Origin of the sequence: Niallia taxi (assembly GCF_004005475.1) — a bacterium.
GTDB classification, from domain to species: Bacteria; Bacillota; Bacilli; order Bacillales; family Cytobacillaceae; genus Niallia; species Niallia taxi.
On record NZ_RZTZ01000012.1, the window covers coordinates 82,110 to 99,986 of the forward strand.

Sequence of the window (17,877 nt, forward strand, 5' to 3'; positions counted from 1 at the left end):
TATGAAAGCTATCCATTTTGGAGCAGGAAATATTGGGAGAGGCTTTATCGGCCTTTTATTACATCAATCAAAGTATGAAGTTCACTTTGTAGATGTAAATGAAAAAGTCATTGATGAAATCAACCAAGAGGGCACATACAATGTGTTTTTGGCAAATGATGCGAAGGACCAATTTACAGTAACTAATATTAAAGGTATTAACAGCAAAGTAAATCCGGAAAAAGCAGTGGAAGAAATTGCCTCTGCTGATTTAGTTACAACAGCTATTGGTCCAAATATCCTTAAGTTCATTGCACCATTAATTGCAGATGGATTAAAAGCAAGAAAAGCAAAAAATGGACAATTCTTGAATATCATTGCGTGTGAAAACATGATTGGTGGAAGCACAGAGTTGAAGAAGTTCGTGTTTGAGCACCTAAATGATGAAGAAAAAACATGGGCGGAAGAATATATTGGATTCCCTGATTCTGCAGTGGACCGTATTGTTCCGAATCAGTCAAATGAAAAGCTGTTGGACGTACTTGTTGAGCCATTCTTTGAGTGGGTTATTGATGAAACGAAAATCAAAGGTGAAAAACCTGAGATTCCAGAAGCGCATTTCGTTGAAAACTTAACTGCTTATATTGAAAGAAAACTGTTCACTGTTAATACAGGTCATGCTACAACAGCATACCTTGGTAACATAAAGGACTATAAAACAATTTCTGAAACAATTGCTCACAAAGATGTTGAGGAAAAGGTATTGCAAGTCTTAAGTGAGACAGGAAAAGTGCTTGTTGAAAAATACAAGTTCGACAAGGAAGAGCATCAAAAGTATATTCAAAAAATCATCGGAAGATTCTCTAACCCACATATCGTTGACGATGTGAAAAGGGTTGGACGTTCTCCACTACGCAAATTAAGCCGTAATGACCGCTTAGTTGCACCAGCAATGGAATATGTTGAACTATTCAAGGAAATTCCTGCAGGATTAGTGGAAGTAATGGCTTCAGCGATGCTGTTCTTCTCATCAGAAGATCAAGAATCAGTTGAGTTAAAAGAATTGATTCAGGCTAAAGGAGCAGAACAAGCATTCATCGAGGTTTCTGGACTGTCAGCAGACAACAAGCTAGTTAGTGCTGTAGCTGCAGCTTACAAAGAAATTCAATAACTTGGTTAGAGAGCTGTCCTTAAATAGGACAGCTCTTTTTGTATTATTTTCCAATAAGTTTTGTGGAATTTGGACAAGGGTAAATAAGGAGCATACAGAAAGGAGAGAAAGTGTAAAATGAATACTAATAAGACTATCCATGTGGTTTCTTCAACAGATGATAATTATGTTCCCCATCTAGGAGTAATGTTTGTTTCTCTCTTAGAAAATACCCAACAACACAGAAAGGTGCAGCTATATGTGCTGAATGGTGGCATAACAGAGAAGAATAAACAATGGCTGCAAAAGACTGTAGCTCCATATCAAACTTCCATACAATTTTTGGATGTTGATCCAAAACAATATGAGAACGCAATCGAAAGCAGACATATCACAAAAGCCTCCTATTACCGTATTTCCATTCCAGATTTAATTTCTGATTCAGATATTGAAAAGGTCCTCTATATCGACAGTGATACTGTAGTGCTAGATGATGTTTCCAAAATCTATGATCAGGATATATCGCCTAATATTGCTGCGGCAGTAATTGACTGCGGACTTCATGACAGACTTCAAACACTTAAAGTCAGCGAGGATGCAAACTATTTTAATGCAGGCATTATGCTAATAGACTTAAAAAGCTGGAGAGACAATAATATAACAGACAGAGCCTTTGATTATATAAAAAATGCAACAGATGAACAGCTAGAATACCATGATCAAGATATTCTTAACACATTGCTTTGTGATAAATGGCTCGAGCTTCATCCGAAGTGGAATGCTCAAGCGTATTTATTGTTAAAACAAAAGAAATTAGAATTTATTGATGAAATCAAAAAGCAGGAAGCGTTCAGTAAGCCTGCGATTGTTCATTTCTGCGGGGAAGAAAAGCCATGGCTGAAAGGATATGTCCATCCATATAAAAAGACGTATTATCATTACTTAGAAAAGACTGCTTCAGGATTGGAGCAAGGAGCAAGTGCAAAAAACATATGATGAAAAAAGGCTGAAACTGTTAAGTTTCAGCCTTTTTAATTTAGTTTGGCATTCGTGAAGCAGAGCCGCCTTTAGACTGCTTTCTCTTTTCCATCAGTTTTTTGACGATAGGATAAATGACTGGAGCCCATTTAATAGCTGTTCTTATCATTTTCTTCATATCTATCACTCCTTTTTCTTATCTATTCCCAGCCAGAGGAATAGATAAACAAGCCAAAAAGAGGGAAAGTCAAGTGTTTTGGCTATAATATATATTGTATTTGCTCCTGAAAGAGCATATAGTTTTTATAGAATGAACTGCAACAATTTATGGCAATATTACGTCTAAATAGAAAGTATAGAGAATGAAGAAAAGGAAAGGGTAAAATGATGGAGAAAATCAAATCTCTGCTAGGTATGTTCTGGCGGTTTTGGAAAAGAAGACATTTAACACAAATTCTTTTGTTAGCATTGTTATTATTTGTACTAGTTTCTATATTATATTTCATGTATTTGGCAAGCCAAGCAAACGTAAGTACGTTGAAGGCTGGATTAAGCCAGGCTACCGTCATTTATGACAAAGACGGCGATGAGGCGACGGAAATAAAGACAGAAAGAACGGAAGGAATAGAGCTGAAGGATCTTCCGGACTATGTGCCGGGGGCTGTAGTCTCCATTGAGGATGAAAGATTCTACAGTCATAATGGTTTTGATTTAAAAGGAATAACACGGGCATTCTTTAAGAACCTTCTTGCTGGCAGTATAACGGGCGGAGGCAGCACAATCACACAGCAGCTTACCAAAAATGCCCTGTTATCTTCTGAACAGACATATAAACGAAAAGCAGAAGAATTATTTCTAGCTGTGGAAATAGAGAAGCATTACAGCAAGGATGAAATTCTCCAAATGTATCTCAACCATGTATACTTTGGGAGCGGTGCATGGGGAATAGATCAAGCAGCTAAAAAGTACTATAACAAAAACATTAAGGATGTTTCTATAAGCGAAGCAGCACTGATTGCGGGCTTGCTACAGGCACCGTCTGCTCTTGATCCGTATAAAAATTATGAAGGTGCGATTAAGCGGCGAAATGTAGTGCTTGGCAAGATGAAGGAAGAAAAAGTAATCTCGGAAGCTGAATATAAAAAAGCGATTGATGAAAAGATTGTGCTGGAAGACGGCGGAGGCTCGTTCATTGATAGAGATTATCCTTACTTTGTTGATTCAGTAATAGATGAGGCAATATCTCAATATGGGCTAACCCAAGAAGAGATTTTGACAAGAGGCTATAAAATTTATACAGAAATGGACCAAAACCTGCAATCAACACTAGAAAAAACATTTGCGAACGACTCCTTATTTCCATCAAGCAGTGATGGAACATCTTCACAAGGAGGTGCTGTGTTGCTTGACCCTGAGACAGGCGGTATTAGAGGTCTTGTTGGAGGCAGGGGTGAACAGGTTTTCAGAGGGTATAACCGTGCAACACAAATTAAGGTTCAGCCAGGATCAACAATGAAGCCGCTGGCGGTTTATACGCCGGCATTAGAAGCAGGCTATAAGACTACCTCTATTCTGAAGGATGAACCGTTTAAAAAAGGTGACTATGAGCCGCAAAACTTTACTAAAACCTATCAAGGGGATGTGCCGATGTACGAGGCGCTCGAGAAATCCTTAAATGTTCCTGCAGTTTGGTTATTGGATAAAATAGGACTTGATAAAGGACTCGATGCTTTAGATCGATTTGGAATTCCATATGAAAAGGATGATGAGTACTTAGGAATTGCCCTTGGAGGAATGACGAAGGGGGTTTCCCCGCTGCAGATGGCAGAAGCATATTCCACCTTCCCAAATAACGGAGTTCGGATGGAAGGCCATTTGATTACTAAAATTGTCGGGCCTACGGGCAATGTTATTGCAGAGTATCAATCAAAGTCGACTAAAGTGACATCAAAGTCTGTTGCGGAGAATATGACCTCCATGCTGTTGGATGTTATAGATTCAGGTACAGGTCAAGGAGCAAAGGTAACTGGCTTTGAAATAGCTGGAAAAACAGGTTCGACACAATTGGTTAACGCTAATCTGTCTGGTACAAAAGATCAGTGGTTTGTCGGCTATACGCCTAACTTAGTTGGAGCAATGTGGCTCGGCTATGACAAAACAGATAATCAGCATTATCTTAAGAGTAAAAGCTCAGGAGATGTCGTACCAATATTCAAAACAATCATGGATCAAGCAGTCCAGTATGTGGAGCCAGAGAACTTTTCTGTTATATCTGTGAGCGACCAGCTTGCAGGTAAAAAAGAGCGTACACAGAAAGTGGAAGAGACAAAAGAAGCAATCAAGGAAAAGGCAAAAGAAATTCAAACAACGATTGAAGAGAATTCTTCCAAATGGAGTCAAGTGGTAGATGAAATGAAGGAAGATGCAGGCGTTATCAGCGGGAAGCTGAAAGACAAATGGAATGAAATAATGGGTCAATAAAAACAAAAGGCTGGAACGAATTGTTCCAGCCTTTTATATATTGATTTTCATGAAAAAAAAGTATATATAATAGAAGCGTTTTGTTTGGGTAATAATGGTTATATATCCTTTTAAAAAAGTAGATGTGACAAGTTTATGGACATAGATTTTCATAGCCACATCTGCTATAATTACTGAGTTGGTATCTTCTTGGAAAATGTTTGCTAGATTTAAGTGCAAAACAAATGTGATAATTGGAAAAAATATCCTTACGATTTTTGTCACATTTACATGCTTCGAGATATGATATCATCATACTGGTAGTAATAATAGTATTTTACCTATTTAAAATGAATGTTCTATGTCTAATTCTTGAACATTCTGTGAATATTTTAACATTTAAAAGTTAAATTGGAAGGAGATGCACTAAATGAAGTCAAAAAAAGGCTTATTATTATCACTTCTAGCGATTGTGCCAATTTTTGTACTTAGCGGCTGTGACAGTATGGTTGTATTTGATCCAAAAGGCCCTGTAGCTAAAAGCATTATGGATTTAATTAACTGGTCGCTTATCTTTATGGCAATTATCGTAATAGTTGTTTTTGGTTTGTTCGGTTACATTGTTTGGAAATACCGTGCTAAACCTGAAAATGAAGGGTATGAACCGCCAGAGGAGCACGGAAGTACAGTGCTTGAGATTGTCTGGACAGTTATTCCTTTCTTAATCATTATTGCTTTGACAATTCCAACTGTCAAAACAATCTATGCAGTGGAAGATATTCCAAAGAATTACGAAGATCAGGAACCAGTTGTGATTAATGTCACATCTGCAGACTGGAAATGGATTTTCAGTTATCCAGAAGAGGGAATTGAAACAGTGAACTACGTTAAAATCCCTGCTGGTGTTCCGATTGAATTTAAATTAACTTCTGCTGGAACAATGCAATCTTTCTGGGTTCCACAGCTTGCTGGTCAAAAATACACAATGTATGGAGCTGAAACAGAGCTATACCTAGTTGCAGATCATACAGGTGAATATTTAGGACAAAACACAAACTTCAACGGTAAAGGATATGCAGAAATGCAATTTAACGTAGAAGCTGAAACACAAGATGATTACAATGCTTGGGTAGATGAAGTAAAAGATACTGCACCTAAGCTATCAGAGGATAAATATAAAGAATTGTTGAAGCCTACGCATTTAGGACGCATGACATTCTCTAATACACATTTAGAATGGATTGATCATGGTAAAGGCGGAACTTCTAACTATTACTTGAACCCTGAATTATACAAAGTTCATGGTTACCAAGGTAAAATCTTCGATCATGAAGATGCAGACAGCGAAGAGAAAACTGATGGGGGTGAGCATTGATGGACATTAAGTGGAATGAAATCCTTGTTAAAGGAGACCCGTTGATCCTTGGCTCCCAAATCGGTATCGCATTGACGATGATTGGTGCTTTAGTTCTAATCACGTATTTGAAAAAATGGCGTTACCTATGGGATGAATGGATCACAACTGTCGATCATAAACGTATTGGTATAATGTACATTATTGTTGCGGTATTAATGTTCTTCCGTGGCGGTATTGATGGTTTAATGATGAAAGCACAAACAGCGGCACCAGACATGAAGTTCCTGGATGCACAGCATTATGATGAAGTATTTACAACACATGGTGTTATCATGATCTTGTTCATGGCGATGCCTGCATTAATTGGTCTTATGAACGTTGTTATTCCATTGCAAATTGGAGCACGTGACGTTGCGTTCCCGCAATTGAATGCTTTGAGCTTCTGGCTAACTTTCTCAGGAGCAATGCTTTTCAATATTTCTTTCGTAGTCGGTGGTTCTCCAGATGCTGGTTGGACATCGTACTTCCCGCTTGCAGGTAAGGAATTTACACCTGGAGTAGGTAATAACTATTACGCAATTGGCTTGCAGATTGCAGGGGCAGGTACATTGATGACAGGTATTAACTTTGTTGTCACAATCCTGAAAATGCGTACAAAAGGCATGACATTAATGAAAATGCCTATGTTTACTTGGACTGCTTTATTGACAAACGTTTTAATCATATTTGCATTCCCAATTCTTACTGTTGCTTTAGCATTGATGACTTTTGACCGTATGTTCGGTACACATTTCTTCACTGTTTCAGCAGGAGGAAATGCAATGCTTTGGAACAACCTATTCTGGCTATGGGGACATCCTGAAGTTTATATCGTTGTTCTGCCTGCATTTGGTATGTTCTCAGAGATTATTTCAACTTTCTCAAGAAAAACATTATATGGATATAAATCTATGATTATTTCTATTGTCGGAATTGCAATCTTGAGTTTCGTCGTTTGGGTTCACCATTTCTACACAATGGGATCTGGGCCAGTCGTTAACTCAGTATTCTCTATTACGACAATGTTAATCGCTGTTCCTACAGGGGTTAAAATTTTCAACTGGCTGTTTACAATGAGAAAAGGTCGCATCCAGTTTACAACTGCAATGCTATGGTCACTTGCTTTCATTCCGACCTTCACTATTGGTGGGGTAACAGGGGTTATGCTTGCAATGGCTGCAGCTGACTATCAATACCATAATACTTTATTCCTAGTAGCTCACTTCCATTATGTGTTGATTCCAGGGGTAGTATACGCGGTATTTGCAGGATTCTATTACTGGTGGCCAAAGATGTTCGGTCACGCATTGAACGAACGTCTTGGAAAATGGCATTTCTGGTTGTTCAACATTGGTTTCAACTTAACATTTATGCCTATGTTCTTCCTAGGCTTAAAAGGTGCAGTAAGACGTTCTTATACATTCTCTGCAGAGTCAGGGTTTGCACCATTATTCGCACTTTCTGCAGTAGGTTCATTGATTCTTGCGGCTGGATTCGCAGTATTAGTGTATAACATCTACTGGAGTGCACGTTATGCAAAACGCAATATTTCTACAGATCCATGGGATGCAAGAACTCTAGAATGGCATACAGCTTCACCTGTACAATTCTATAACTTTGCACAATTGCCTGAAGTTAAAACATTAGATGCTTTCTGGCACATGAAGAAGAAAGATAAAGATGCGTTAGTATTAAAAGAAAATGAATTAGAAGAAATTCATATGCCGAGCAATTCTGGGCTTCCATTTATCATGTGTGTAATCTTTGGCGCTGCCGGATTCTTCATGGTATTCGAGTGGATTCCTCTAGCAGCAATTGCGGCTGCATTTATATTCGTTGGCTTACTTGTTCGTTCATTTGATTATAATGACGGCTACCATGTGAAAGTCGACGACATCAAGAAAATTGAGCGTGCATGGAGGGATGAAAAATAATGGCTAAAGTAGATACTTCTTTACCGTTGGAGTACCAAACGGAACAGAACCGTCTTAATATCTTTGGTTTCTGGATCTTCCTAGGTGCTGAAATAGTCTTATTTGCATCATTGTTCGCCGCACACGGTTCTCTATACAATGCTTTTGCAGATGGACCTACTCCTAAAGATTTGTTTGTATTAAAAGACGTTATGATTGAAACAATGCTACTATTAACAAGTAGTTTCACTTGCGGTATTGCTATCTGGTATATGCGCCGCAATAACTTGAAAGGCTTGTTGGTTTGGCTTATCATTACTTTATTGCTTGGTGCTGGGTTCGTATTCTTCGAGGTGACTGAGTTCATCCATTATGTTCATGAAGGTGCGAAAATGCAGACAAGCGCATATTTCTCAAGCTTCTTTGTTCTGTTAGGAACACACGGACTTCACGTTTCTATCGGTATTGGCTGGGCGATTGCGGTAATTATCCAATTGGCTAAACGTGGATTGACACCTACGACTGCGCGTAAAACGTTTATTATCAGCTTATATTGGCACTTCTTAGACGTTGTGTGGATCTTCATCTTCACATTCGTTTATCTAGCAAGGATGGTGTAATTTATGGCTAAACATAATAGCAGTTTTCCAACTGGCCACGTTGCAGGATTCATCGTTTCTATTTTGCTGACTTTTGCAACTGTAGGTGCTGTAAGATATACAGATTTGCCGTTTGTGACAATTATGTGGCTTATTGGCTCTTTAGCAGTAATTCAAGCATTGCTTCAACTTTTCATGTTCATGCATTTGACTGAAGGGGAAGGCAAAATGCAATTAGTCAATATTTTCTATGCGTTCTTCTGTGCGATTGTTGTCGCTGCAGGAACAATATGGGTAATGACATCAGGACATGTTCATTACTAATAAGAAAAACCTCCGAGAAATCGGAGGTTTTTTTGTTGCTTTTATGCTAGTTCATTGGAACCATTTCGGAGGAAATCCATAAAAAGGTGGAATTTTGTACTATAAATCCCATTGACGTTAATAAAAAAAGTGTTAAAATCAATTTATAAATCTAAGTGATAATGAAAATCAGTTGAGAATTTGTTGAACTACATCCGTGTCTAAGGAGGGGAATAGAAAGAGGCTCTTGGCTCAATCTACCATCAATGAAGATAAGATATTTAAGCATCATGTTAGTACTGTTATCGACTGCCTCCTTGTTTATAGGAGTAATTGATATTAATCCTCTAAGCATATTTGAATTAACAGAGGATCAGAAAGAAATTTTATTAATCAGCAGATTTCCTCGTCTAATAAGTATTATTATTGCAGGTATAAGCCTAAGCATTTGCGGACTAATTATGCAACAAATCACTAGAAATAAATTCGTGTCCCCAACGACTGCGGGGACAATGGACTGGGCGAGATTTGGCATTCTTATTGCGCTAATGATGTTCACTACTGCAACCCCAATTGTTAAGATGCTTGTTGCCTTCGTTTTTGCATTGCTAGGTACATTCTTGTTCATGCAAATACTAAATCGGATAAAATTTAAGGATGCTATATTTATTCCACTTGTTGGTTTAATGCTTGGAAACATAATTAGCTCGATTACAACATTCTTTTCTATGAAGCATGATCTTGTGCAAAACATGTCATCATGGCTCCAAGGTGATTTCTCACTCATAATGGAAGGAAGATACGAGTTATTATACATAAGTATTCCAGTAGTCATCGTCGCATACCTATATGCAAATAAATTCACAATTGCTGGAATGGGTGAGGAATTCTCAAAGAATTTAGGTCTAAACCATAAGAGAGTTGTTAATATCGGACTTGTGATTGTGGCGCTTGTATCATCAGTTGTTTTGCTTACAGTCGGCATGATTCCATTCTTAGGTCTCATCATCCCTAATATAGTTTCCCTTTACAAGGGTGATAACTTGAAGAATAGCTTAACACATACAGCATTATTAGGGGCAAATTTCGTTCTTATATGCGACATACTTGGACGGGTTATCATTTATCCATATGAAATCTCGATAGGTGTAATGGTTGGGGTTATCGGAAGTGCTATCTTCCTTTATTTATTGGTAAGGAGAAAAAAGTATGAATCAGCCTAAGACTAAACTGTTACTTCTTTCCATAATAGCTGTACTGCTTATTGCAGTATTCATGCTAATAAAGGTTAGTAGTGTGAACTGGGAATATGTAATGCCAAGGAGAGCAACCAAAATATTAGCAATATGCTTGACAGGCGGATGTATTGCATTTTCATCAATGGTTTTTCAAACCATTACAAATAACCGAATCTTAACTCCCAGCATTCTTGGACTAGATTCTTTGTACTTATTTATCCAAACATTTGTGGTTTTCTTTTTCGGCTCACAAAGCTTAACGATGCTGAATAGTAATGTCAACTTTCTATTATCAGTTGGGTTGATGATTATTTTCTCAGTTGCTCTGTACTACTTGTTTTTCAGGAAAGGAAGTCAAAATATCCTGCTGCTTCTGCTTATTGGAATCATACTTGGCAGCTTCTTCTCAAGTCTTTCATCCTTTATGCAGATGCTGATAGATCCGAATGAGTTTCTGATTGTCCAAGATAAAATGTTTGCAAGCTTCAATAGCGTAAACACAGATATATTGACTATTTGCATTGTAATTATTGCAGCTGTTGCTTTATATGTGTCGCGGTATAGTAAATTCTTCGATGTAATGTCACTTGGAAAAGAGCAAGCGATCAATTTGGGGATAGATTATGATCGTGTTGTAAGGAATATGCTTGTTGTCGTGGCGATTTTGGTCAGTGTTTCGACTGCACTTGTCGGACCAATTACCTTTCTAGGATTGCTCGTTGTAAATCTGGCAAGGGAGTTTCTGAAAACATACAAACATAGCCAGCTTATTGCAGCTTCTATTCTACTAAGCATAATAGCCCTCGTCGGCGGTCTGCTTATTGTAGAAAGAGTATTTACATTCTCCACAACAATCAGTGTCATCATCAACTTTGTCGGCGGCGTTTATTTCATCTATTTATTGTTAAAGGAGAGAAGAGCATGGTAGAGGTCAAGAATGTCAGTAAACAATACAATGGAAAAAGCGTCCTTGAAAATGTATCTCTTTCCATTGAAAAAGGAAAAATCACTTCCTTTATCGGTCCAAACGGTGCAGGGAAAAGTACATTGTTATCAATTATCAGCAGACTGATTAAAGGTGACAGCGGTGATATCTTAATTGACGGGCAAAGCGTTTTTACGACAAAAAGCAATGTGCTTGCAAAAAAGATATCCATTCTCAAGCAGAGCAACCACATTAATATTCGGCTGACTGTAAAGGAGCTAGTTAACTTCGGTAGGTTTCCATATTCCCAAGGGAGACTGACGAAAGAGGATAAAGCTGCTGTTGCAGAAGCAATTTCTTATATGGAGCTTGATGAAATACAGCATAAATATTTAGATCAATTGAGTGGCGGTCAAAAGCAAAGAGCCTACATTGCGATGGTTATTGCTCAAGATACTGAATACATCTTGCTGGATGAACCGCTGAATAACCTGGATATGAAGCATTCAGTGCAAATCATGAAGGTTCTCAGAAGGCTTGTTAATGAGCTTGGTAAAACAGTGGTTATTGTTATTCATGATATAAATTTTGCCTCTGTCTATTCTGACAATATCGTGGCATTAAAGAATGGCAAACTTGTTAATGATGGACCTGCAGACAGCATTATTAATGAAGCTGTCTTAAAGGATATTTATGATATGGACATGCAGATAGAGGAAATTAATAATCATAAAATCTGTGTCTATTTCGCTTAAAATCGTAAATTGTTTGGCTGCAAAGAACAAACGAGGCTAATGGTAGTTATATTTAAAGCTGAAAGGAGGCAGTGCTTCTATGGCAAACTTAACACTAAGTCTCTTCGCCAGAAGATCCATATAACACTACCATTAGTATAGTAATTATTATGTGACATTCTAGGAAAATGTCCCGTAAGAATTACTAATATCTCAATCATAGGATATTCTGTTTATCATTGCAATCAATTTAATTTAAATAATCTAAATATAAATAGAGGTGTCTTAATTGAAGAAAAAATTAACGATTCTTTTTCTAGCATTAGTTATGGCTGTTTTGGCAGCATGTGGCAATACATCTACTAGCAGCAAATCATCTGATGAAGCAAAAGCAGCAGAGGAAATAACGGTTAAACATGAGCTTGGAGAAGCTAAAGTAAAAGCAAATCCGAAAAAAGTAGTTGTTTTTGATATGGGTATTTTGGATACATTAGACAAATTAGGTGTAGAAGTAGCAGGTGTACCTCAGGAAAGTCTGCCAGAATATCTATCAAAATATGAAGATAGCAAATATACAAATGTTGGTGGTCTTAAAGAGCCAGACTTAGAAGCAATCAGCGAACTAGCTCCAGATGTTATCTTTATTTCTGGGAGACAATCAGCAGCATATGAAGACTTAAGCGAAATTGCACCAACTGTTTATGTAGGTGTTGATACAACTAAATATATGGATTCATTTAAGCAAAACATGGAATTGGTTGGACAAATCTTCGGAAAAGAAGATGCAGTGAAGAAAGAATTAGCAAGCATTGATGATACAATTACAGCACTTAACGACAAAGCGAAAGCAGTAGAAGGCAAGTCCTTAGTTGTATTAGTGAATGACGGCAGTGTGAGCGCATATGGATCTGGGTCAAGATTTGGAATCATCCATGATGTATTCGGATTAGCACAAGCAGATGAAAACATTGAAGCATCAACACATGGACAAAGTATCTCATTTGAGTATATTGCAGATAAAAATCCAGAATATCTATTCGTAGTGGATAGAGGAGCTGTTGTTGGCGGTGAATCATCTGCAGCTAAAGTGTTAGATAATGAACTTGTTAACGGTACAGATGCTGCGAAAGACGGTCATATCATATACTTGAATCCTAACTATTGGTACCTGTCAGGTGGAGGTCTAGTGTCAACTGAAGAAATGGCAAAAGAAATCGATGCTGGTATTTCAAAATAAAAAGCTATGAACCACTAACCCAATTTGCTAAAAAGCAGATTGGGTTTTTTCATTTGCAATTTATGAAAATACGGCTATAGAGTTGCTTTTTCGTAAATTTAGATAGAAAATATAATAGATAAAGTATGTTGTAAGATGGACAAGGAGGAAAGTCATGAGTGTTCGATTTGGTATTATAGGAACAAACTGGATTACAGAATCATTCATACAAGCAGCAAGCATGGTGGAGGAGTTTACCTTGGCTGCTGTATATTCAAGATCAGAAGAAAAAGCAGCAGCATTTGCAAAAAAATATAATGCGAAACATATATTCACAAGTTTGACTGAAATGGCGGAGAGCGACAAAATTGATGCAGTTTATATTGCTAGTCCCAACTCACTGCATGCAGAGCAGTCCATCCTATTTCTAAACAACAAAAAACATGTTTTAACAGAAAAAGCTTTTGCATCCAATGTAAAGCAAGCTCAAGAAATGGTTAAAGCTGCTAAAGAAAATAATGTCCTGTTAATGGAAGCATTAAAAACAACGATGCTGCCAAACTTTAAGGTGATAAAAGAAAATATACATAAAATAGGAAAAGTTAGACGAGCTTTTGCGAGCTATTGTCAGTATTCATCAAGATATGATGCTTACAAGGAAGGCAATATCCTTAATGCATTTAAACCGGAGTTTTCTAACGGTGCATTGATGGATATCGGTGTTTACTGCATTTATCCAATGGTCGCATTGTTTGGAAAACCAGAGTCGGTTAAAGCATCTAGTTACATGCTGGACAGCGGCGTTGATGGGGAAGGCAGCATCATAATGTCCTATGCAGAAATGGATATTGTGCTAATGTACTCAAAAATAACAAATTCCCTTATCCCCTCAGAAATTCAAGGTGAGGATGGCAATATTCTTATCGATCAAATGAATACACCGCAAAGAATAGAAATAGCTTATCGTAACGGGGAAAAAGTTGATGTTTCTATTCAGCAAAAAGAAGAAGCTATGTATTATGAGGCAAAGGAATTCATTGATACTATTCTTGCTGGCAAGTCAGAATCTGCCATAAATTCACTTGATTTATCAGTAGCAGTAATTGAAGTAATGGATGAAGTGAGAAGACAAACGGGAATTGTGTTCCCAGCAGATGAGAAATAACAGTTGCTAGGAAAAACTTAAAATGGCTTTTGCTGTTTTAAGAGGAATAATTGAAAGCGTTCTTATTAGAGATGAAATGGGGGAGAAATGCATGAAATTATTTGGTGCAATAGAAGCTGGAGGAACAAAATTTGTTTGTGCTGCTGGTACGGAAACAGGGGAAATTAAAGAGAGAGTTTCCATTGCTACAACAACACCTGAAGAAACAATGCCAGAGGTAATTGCTTTTTTTAATAAACATAAAGTAGAAGCGATCGGCATTGGCTCCTTTGGACCGATTGACGTAGATAAAAACAGTCCAACGTACGGAAATATCACGACTACTCCGAAGCTTGCATGGCGAGATTACCCTTTATTAAGTTCAGTGCAGAAGGAGTTTTCCATCCCAATCGGCTTTAATACAGACGTTAATATAGCGGCTATGGGAGAAGCAGTTCTTGGTGCAGCAAAGGGTCTTGACAGCTGCCTGTATATAACGGTTGGAACTGGTATTGGTGCAGGAGCATATATTCAAGGCGAACTATTGCAGGGGTTAACGCACCCTGAGATGGGTCATATCCTTGTAAGAAGACACCCTGAAGATAGCTATAAAGGAAGATGTCCATATCATGGTGATTGCCTTGAAGGTCTAGCTGCTGGTCCTGCGATTGAAGAAAGATGGGGAACAAAAGCAGCTGAACTGAGCAACAACGACAAGGTTTGGGAAATGGAGGGTTATTATATTGCTCAAGCCCTTATGCAATATATATTAATCCTATCCCCGAAAAAAATCATCCTCGGTGGAGGAGTCATGAACCAAGAACAGGTTTTAGAATACATTAACAAGTATCTGAAGGAATTTTTAAATGGCTATTTAGAATTTCCGCAAGTATCAACAGATATGGGAAGCTATATTGTAAGACCTGGATTAGGTGATAATGCTGGTATTACAGGTGGTTTACTGCTGGCGAAAAGAGTATATGAGGAAAGTAAATAACCACTAAAAACAAGCCCCTTTTATAGGGGCTTATTTAATTTTTTCTCTAGCTGAACAAGATAAAGTCCTTCACAAGAAGTAAAGGTGTTTGTTATTTCGAACCCGAATTGTTGATAAAGCCTGACAGCAGGTGTGTTTTTCATTGCGGTACATACATAAATTGGTTTGTTTTGATCGACTATTAGACTTCTCAGCATATTAGCAGCAATCCCTTGGCGAAAGTACTCTGGATGGACAACTAGTCTGCAGATGAGTATGCTTTTGTCTGTTTCCTCGTAGGATAAAACACCTGTCAGAATTCCATTTACCATCCATCCTAAAAACACTTCCTTACTTGATTGGATATGGAGTATATCCTCTTGTAAAGGAGGAATATTGTAATAGCCGATTATTTCTGCTTCCACATTGTAAGACAGTTTTTGTAATGTAAGAATTTTAGCTGCAATTGAATTATCTGATTGCTGTAGACTTGTAAGCATATAGATTGCTCCTTGCTTGTTTATTTATTTATTTATTTATAGTATACAGCTTGTGAAAAAATTTGAAATTATGAACAAATTATTTCTTAAACATTAACATTCATTTAAACATGTCAGAGAACTGTTGCAGTAAAACGGGAAAGCGGGTTTAATTAATAAAAAAGCAAGTGACGGAGGGCAGCAAATATGCAAGTTTTAGTAATAGAAGATAATGTTGGTGTTTGCTCCATGTTAGAAATGTTTTTTGGAAAAGAAGACTTTAATGGAGTATTCCTGCATGATGGATTAGAAGGATACAAGCATTTTATAGATAATGAGTATGATATGGTTATTTTAGATTGGATGCTGCCGAGTATGGATGGAATTACAGTATGCCGCAAAATAAGAGAAGTAGATAAAAATGTGCCAATTATCATGCTTACAGCAAAGGATACAGAATCGGATCAAGTGTTAGGTTTAGAAATGGGCGCGGATGATTATGTGACAAAACCGTTCAGCCCATTGGCATTGACTGCGAGAATGAAGGCGATTGTGAGAAGACAATCAAAGGAAAAAAATAATTTGGAAGACGCAATAGAAACGAGTATCATTAAGATTAACAAGGAAACACGGGAAGTATTCATCTCAGATAAACTCATTTCTAATCTTACTCCAAAGGAATTCGATCTTTTGTCTTTTTTTGCACAGCATCCGAAACAAGTCTTTTCAAGAGATCAAATACTTGAGCGAGTATGGGGCTTTCAATTTTACGGAGATGATCGTACAGTAGATGTCCATATCAAAAGATTGAGAAGAAAAATTGGCCGTGATAACCAGCCATTCTTCCATACTGTATGGGGAGTAGGCTATAAATATGATGAAACGGTGGTCATAAATGAGAATTAAGTACTTATACCAGCAGCTGATCAGCCATATTAGTGTCATTGTCGTTGCATTTTTAGTTGTAAGTATTGCCTCGACTCATTTTGTTGAGAAGGTAGTACTTACTATTAAAGGACAAGAGCTGTATGACTATGGCATTAATATTCTCACAGATATACAAGGAAACCAAATGCAGTCTTCGGCTCAGGACACACTGCTGAATTATGCAGATGTACTGAAAAGCAGAGGTGTTACATTTGGCATTTTTGACACACAGCAAAATGTTATTGCATCTGTCGGGAAAAGAATTAATATCACGGATGAGGAATGGAATGCCATTAAGGATGGAGAAAACAATAAAGTTATTAAAAGCAGTACGAGACGAGGCAATCAGGAAGTTACATTAGTTGCCATTCCTTATAGTGTTAATGGAGAGGTCGCAGGTGGAATCTTGCTTACTGCCCCTTTAAGTGATTCGAAGCAGCTCATCAATGAAATAAACAAATACCTTGTTTACTCTGTATTTATTGCCTTTGGCGTGGCGCTGCTGCTCAGTGTTATATTATCTAGAATTCATGTTAGACGAATTAAGAAGCTTCAAGAAGCGACAAGTCTTGTTGCGGTTGGAGATTATAGTGTTAGGGTACACTCATCTAATTTTGATGAGATCGGCGAATTGGCGAGTGACTTTAACTCAATGGTTGACCGTCTCCGCGTTTCGAAGGAAGAAATAGATGCCCTAGAAAACAGAAGAAGGCAATTCATGTCAGATGTTTCCCATGAATTGAAGACACCTTTAACAACCATTAGCGGTGTCATTGAAGGACTTAACAATAACATGATTCCAGAAGCGGAAAAAGGCAAGGGTATTACACTCGTAAGCCAGGAAACGAAAAGGCTGATCAGACTTGTCAATGAGAATCTCGATTATGATAAAATACGTTCTAATCAGATTGTGCTCATGAAGGAATCCATTCAGCTTGCCGAAGTCCTTGAAATAATACAGGAGCAGCTCTATACGCAGGCAATAGAGAAGGGATTGGCTATTAATGTGGATGTTGCCGATAATGTTTACATTTATGCAGACTATGACAGGTTAATCCAAATCATCATGAATATAACAAAAAACAGTATTCAGTTTACCGATGCAGGTGAAATTTGGCTAAAGGGCAGAGCAGATGATGGCTTCACGATTATAGAAATAGAAGATACTGGTATTGGAATGGATCCGGCAGAAATCGAAAATATTTGGAAAAGATTCTATAAGGCTGATATTTCAAGAACAAATAATCCATACGGGGAGTTTGGGTTGGGCTTGTCCATTGTCAAACAGCTTGTCCAATTCCACCATGGTACAATTGAAGTAAGCAGCCAAAAAGGAACTGGAACGAATTTCACCATTTATTTTCCTATTGAGCATAAATAATAATTGCTTCTGATCATGCTGGACAAATTTTCTCAGCATGACAGAGCTTTTTTTCTTTTCTGTCAGCAAATTATCGATA

At 37.6% G+C, this 17,877-nt stretch carries 17 protein-coding genes; 15 read left to right on the forward strand and 2 right to left on the reverse strand.

Annotation, left to right across the window (positions count from 1 at the left end; translation table 11 throughout):
* Position 1: 1 nt before the first annotated feature.
* Together EM808_RS21810 and EM808_RS21815 are read left to right on the forward strand one after the other, a co-directional pair.
* Positions 2-1,150 (forward strand): mannitol-1-phosphate 5-dehydrogenase, encoded by a 1,149-nt coding sequence (locus tag EM808_RS21810; protein ID WP_127740753.1) that lies wholly within the window; start codon positions 2-4, stop codon positions 1,148-1,150.
* Positions 1,151-1,267: 117 nt separating this feature from the next.
* Positions 1,268-2,125, forward strand: coding sequence for a glycosyltransferase family 8 protein (locus EM808_RS21815; protein WP_127740755.1), 858 nt, complete (start codon positions 1,268-1,270; stop codon positions 2,123-2,125).
* Positions 2,126-2,165: 40 nt separating this feature from the next.
* On the opposite strand, the gene EM808_RS29235 is transcribed toward EM808_RS21815, so the two are convergent.
* Positions 2,166-2,285 (reverse strand): hypothetical protein, encoded by a 120-nt coding sequence (locus EM808_RS29235; protein WP_235856680.1) that lies wholly within the window; start codon positions 2,283-2,285, stop codon positions 2,166-2,168.
* Between the two features lie 209 nt (positions 2,286-2,494).
* On the opposite strand from EM808_RS29235, the gene EM808_RS21820 reads away from it, so the two are divergent.
* The 11 genes from EM808_RS21820 to EM808_RS21870 all read left to right on the forward strand — a co-directional run bounded on the left by EM808_RS21820 (position 2,495) and on the right by EM808_RS21870 (position 15,032).
* Positions 2,495-4,588, forward strand: a complete 2,094-nt coding sequence (locus tag EM808_RS21820; RefSeq protein ID WP_127740877.1) for a transglycosylase domain-containing protein — start codon at positions 2,495-2,497, stop codon at positions 4,586-4,588.
* 409 nt (positions 4,589-4,997) lie between these two features.
* Positions 4,998-5,942 (forward strand): cytochrome aa3 quinol oxidase subunit II, encoded by a 945-nt coding sequence (gene qoxA / locus EM808_RS21825; RefSeq protein WP_127740757.1) that lies wholly within the window; start codon positions 4,998-5,000, stop codon positions 5,940-5,942.
* Positions 5,942-7,897 carry a cytochrome aa3 quinol oxidase subunit I gene (gene qoxB / locus EM808_RS21830; protein WP_127740879.1) on the forward strand — a complete coding sequence of 652 codons (1,956 nt, stop codon included), beginning with the start codon at positions 5,942-5,944 and terminating at the stop codon, positions 7,895-7,897. The genes qoxA and qoxB overlap by 1 nt, the downstream gene beginning before the upstream one ends.
* Complete coding sequence (qoxC, locus tag EM808_RS21835) at positions 7,897-8,496, forward strand: cytochrome aa3 quinol oxidase subunit III (RefSeq protein ID WP_127740759.1); 600 nt, start codon at positions 7,897-7,899, stop codon at positions 8,494-8,496. Before qoxB ends, qoxC begins: the two co-directional genes overlap by 1 nt.
* A 3-nt stretch (positions 8,497-8,499) precedes the next feature.
* The gene (gene qoxD / locus EM808_RS21840) at positions 8,500-8,799 is read left to right on the forward strand and encodes a cytochrome aa3 quinol oxidase subunit IV (protein WP_127740761.1); all 300 of its coding nucleotides are present in this window, start codon (positions 8,500-8,502) and stop codon (positions 8,797-8,799) included.
* Between the two features lie 245 nt (positions 8,800-9,044).
* The gene (locus tag EM808_RS21845) at positions 9,045-10,001 is read left to right on the forward strand and encodes an ABC transporter permease (RefSeq protein ID WP_127740763.1); all 957 of its coding nucleotides are present in this window, start codon (positions 9,045-9,047) and stop codon (positions 9,999-10,001) included.
* The gene (locus tag EM808_RS21850) at positions 9,988-10,944 is read left to right on the forward strand and encodes an iron chelate uptake ABC transporter family permease subunit (RefSeq protein ID WP_127740765.1); all 957 of its coding nucleotides are present in this window, start codon (positions 9,988-9,990) and stop codon (positions 10,942-10,944) included. Before EM808_RS21845 ends, EM808_RS21850 begins: the two co-directional genes overlap by 14 nt.
* Positions 10,938-11,696 carry an iron ABC transporter ATP-binding protein gene (locus EM808_RS21855; protein ID WP_127740767.1) on the forward strand — a complete coding sequence of 253 codons (759 nt, stop codon included), beginning with the start codon at positions 10,938-10,940 and terminating at the stop codon, positions 11,694-11,696. Before EM808_RS21850 ends, EM808_RS21855 begins: the two co-directional genes overlap by 7 nt.
* A 268-nt stretch (positions 11,697-11,964) precedes the next feature.
* Positions 11,965-12,912, forward strand: a complete 948-nt coding sequence (locus tag EM808_RS21860; protein WP_127740769.1) for a siderophore ABC transporter substrate-binding protein — start codon at positions 11,965-11,967, stop codon at positions 12,910-12,912.
* Between the two features lie 154 nt (positions 12,913-13,066).
* Entirely contained in the window at positions 13,067-14,056 is a 990-nt protein-coding gene (locus EM808_RS21865; protein WP_127740771.1) for a Gfo/Idh/MocA family protein, read from the forward strand.
* Between the two features lie 91 nt (positions 14,057-14,147).
* Positions 14,148-15,032: an ROK family protein gene (locus tag EM808_RS21870; protein WP_127740773.1), complete on the forward strand. Its 885-nt coding sequence runs from the start codon at positions 14,148-14,150 to the stop codon at positions 15,030-15,032.
* Between the two features lie 20 nt (positions 15,033-15,052).
* Here the strand turns inward: EM808_RS21870 and EM808_RS21875 are convergent, their stop codons facing one another.
* Positions 15,053-15,511 (reverse strand): GNAT family N-acetyltransferase, encoded by a 459-nt coding sequence (locus EM808_RS21875; RefSeq protein WP_127740775.1) that lies wholly within the window; start codon positions 15,509-15,511, stop codon positions 15,053-15,055.
* Between the two features lie 186 nt (positions 15,512-15,697).
* Here EM808_RS21875 and EM808_RS21880 point away from each other — a divergent pair, with 186 nt between their 5' ends.
* Both EM808_RS21880 and EM808_RS21885 read left to right on the forward strand, forming a co-directional pair.
* Complete coding sequence (locus EM808_RS21880; protein ID WP_127740777.1) at positions 15,698-16,396, forward strand: response regulator transcription factor; 699 nt, start codon at positions 15,698-15,700, stop codon at positions 16,394-16,396.
* The gene (locus EM808_RS21885) at positions 16,386-17,798 is read left to right on the forward strand and encodes a sensor histidine kinase (protein ID WP_127740779.1); all 1,413 of its coding nucleotides are present in this window, start codon (positions 16,386-16,388) and stop codon (positions 17,796-17,798) included. The genes EM808_RS21880 and EM808_RS21885 overlap by 11 nt, the downstream gene beginning before the upstream one ends.
* Positions 17,799-17,877: the final 79 nt, after the last annotated feature.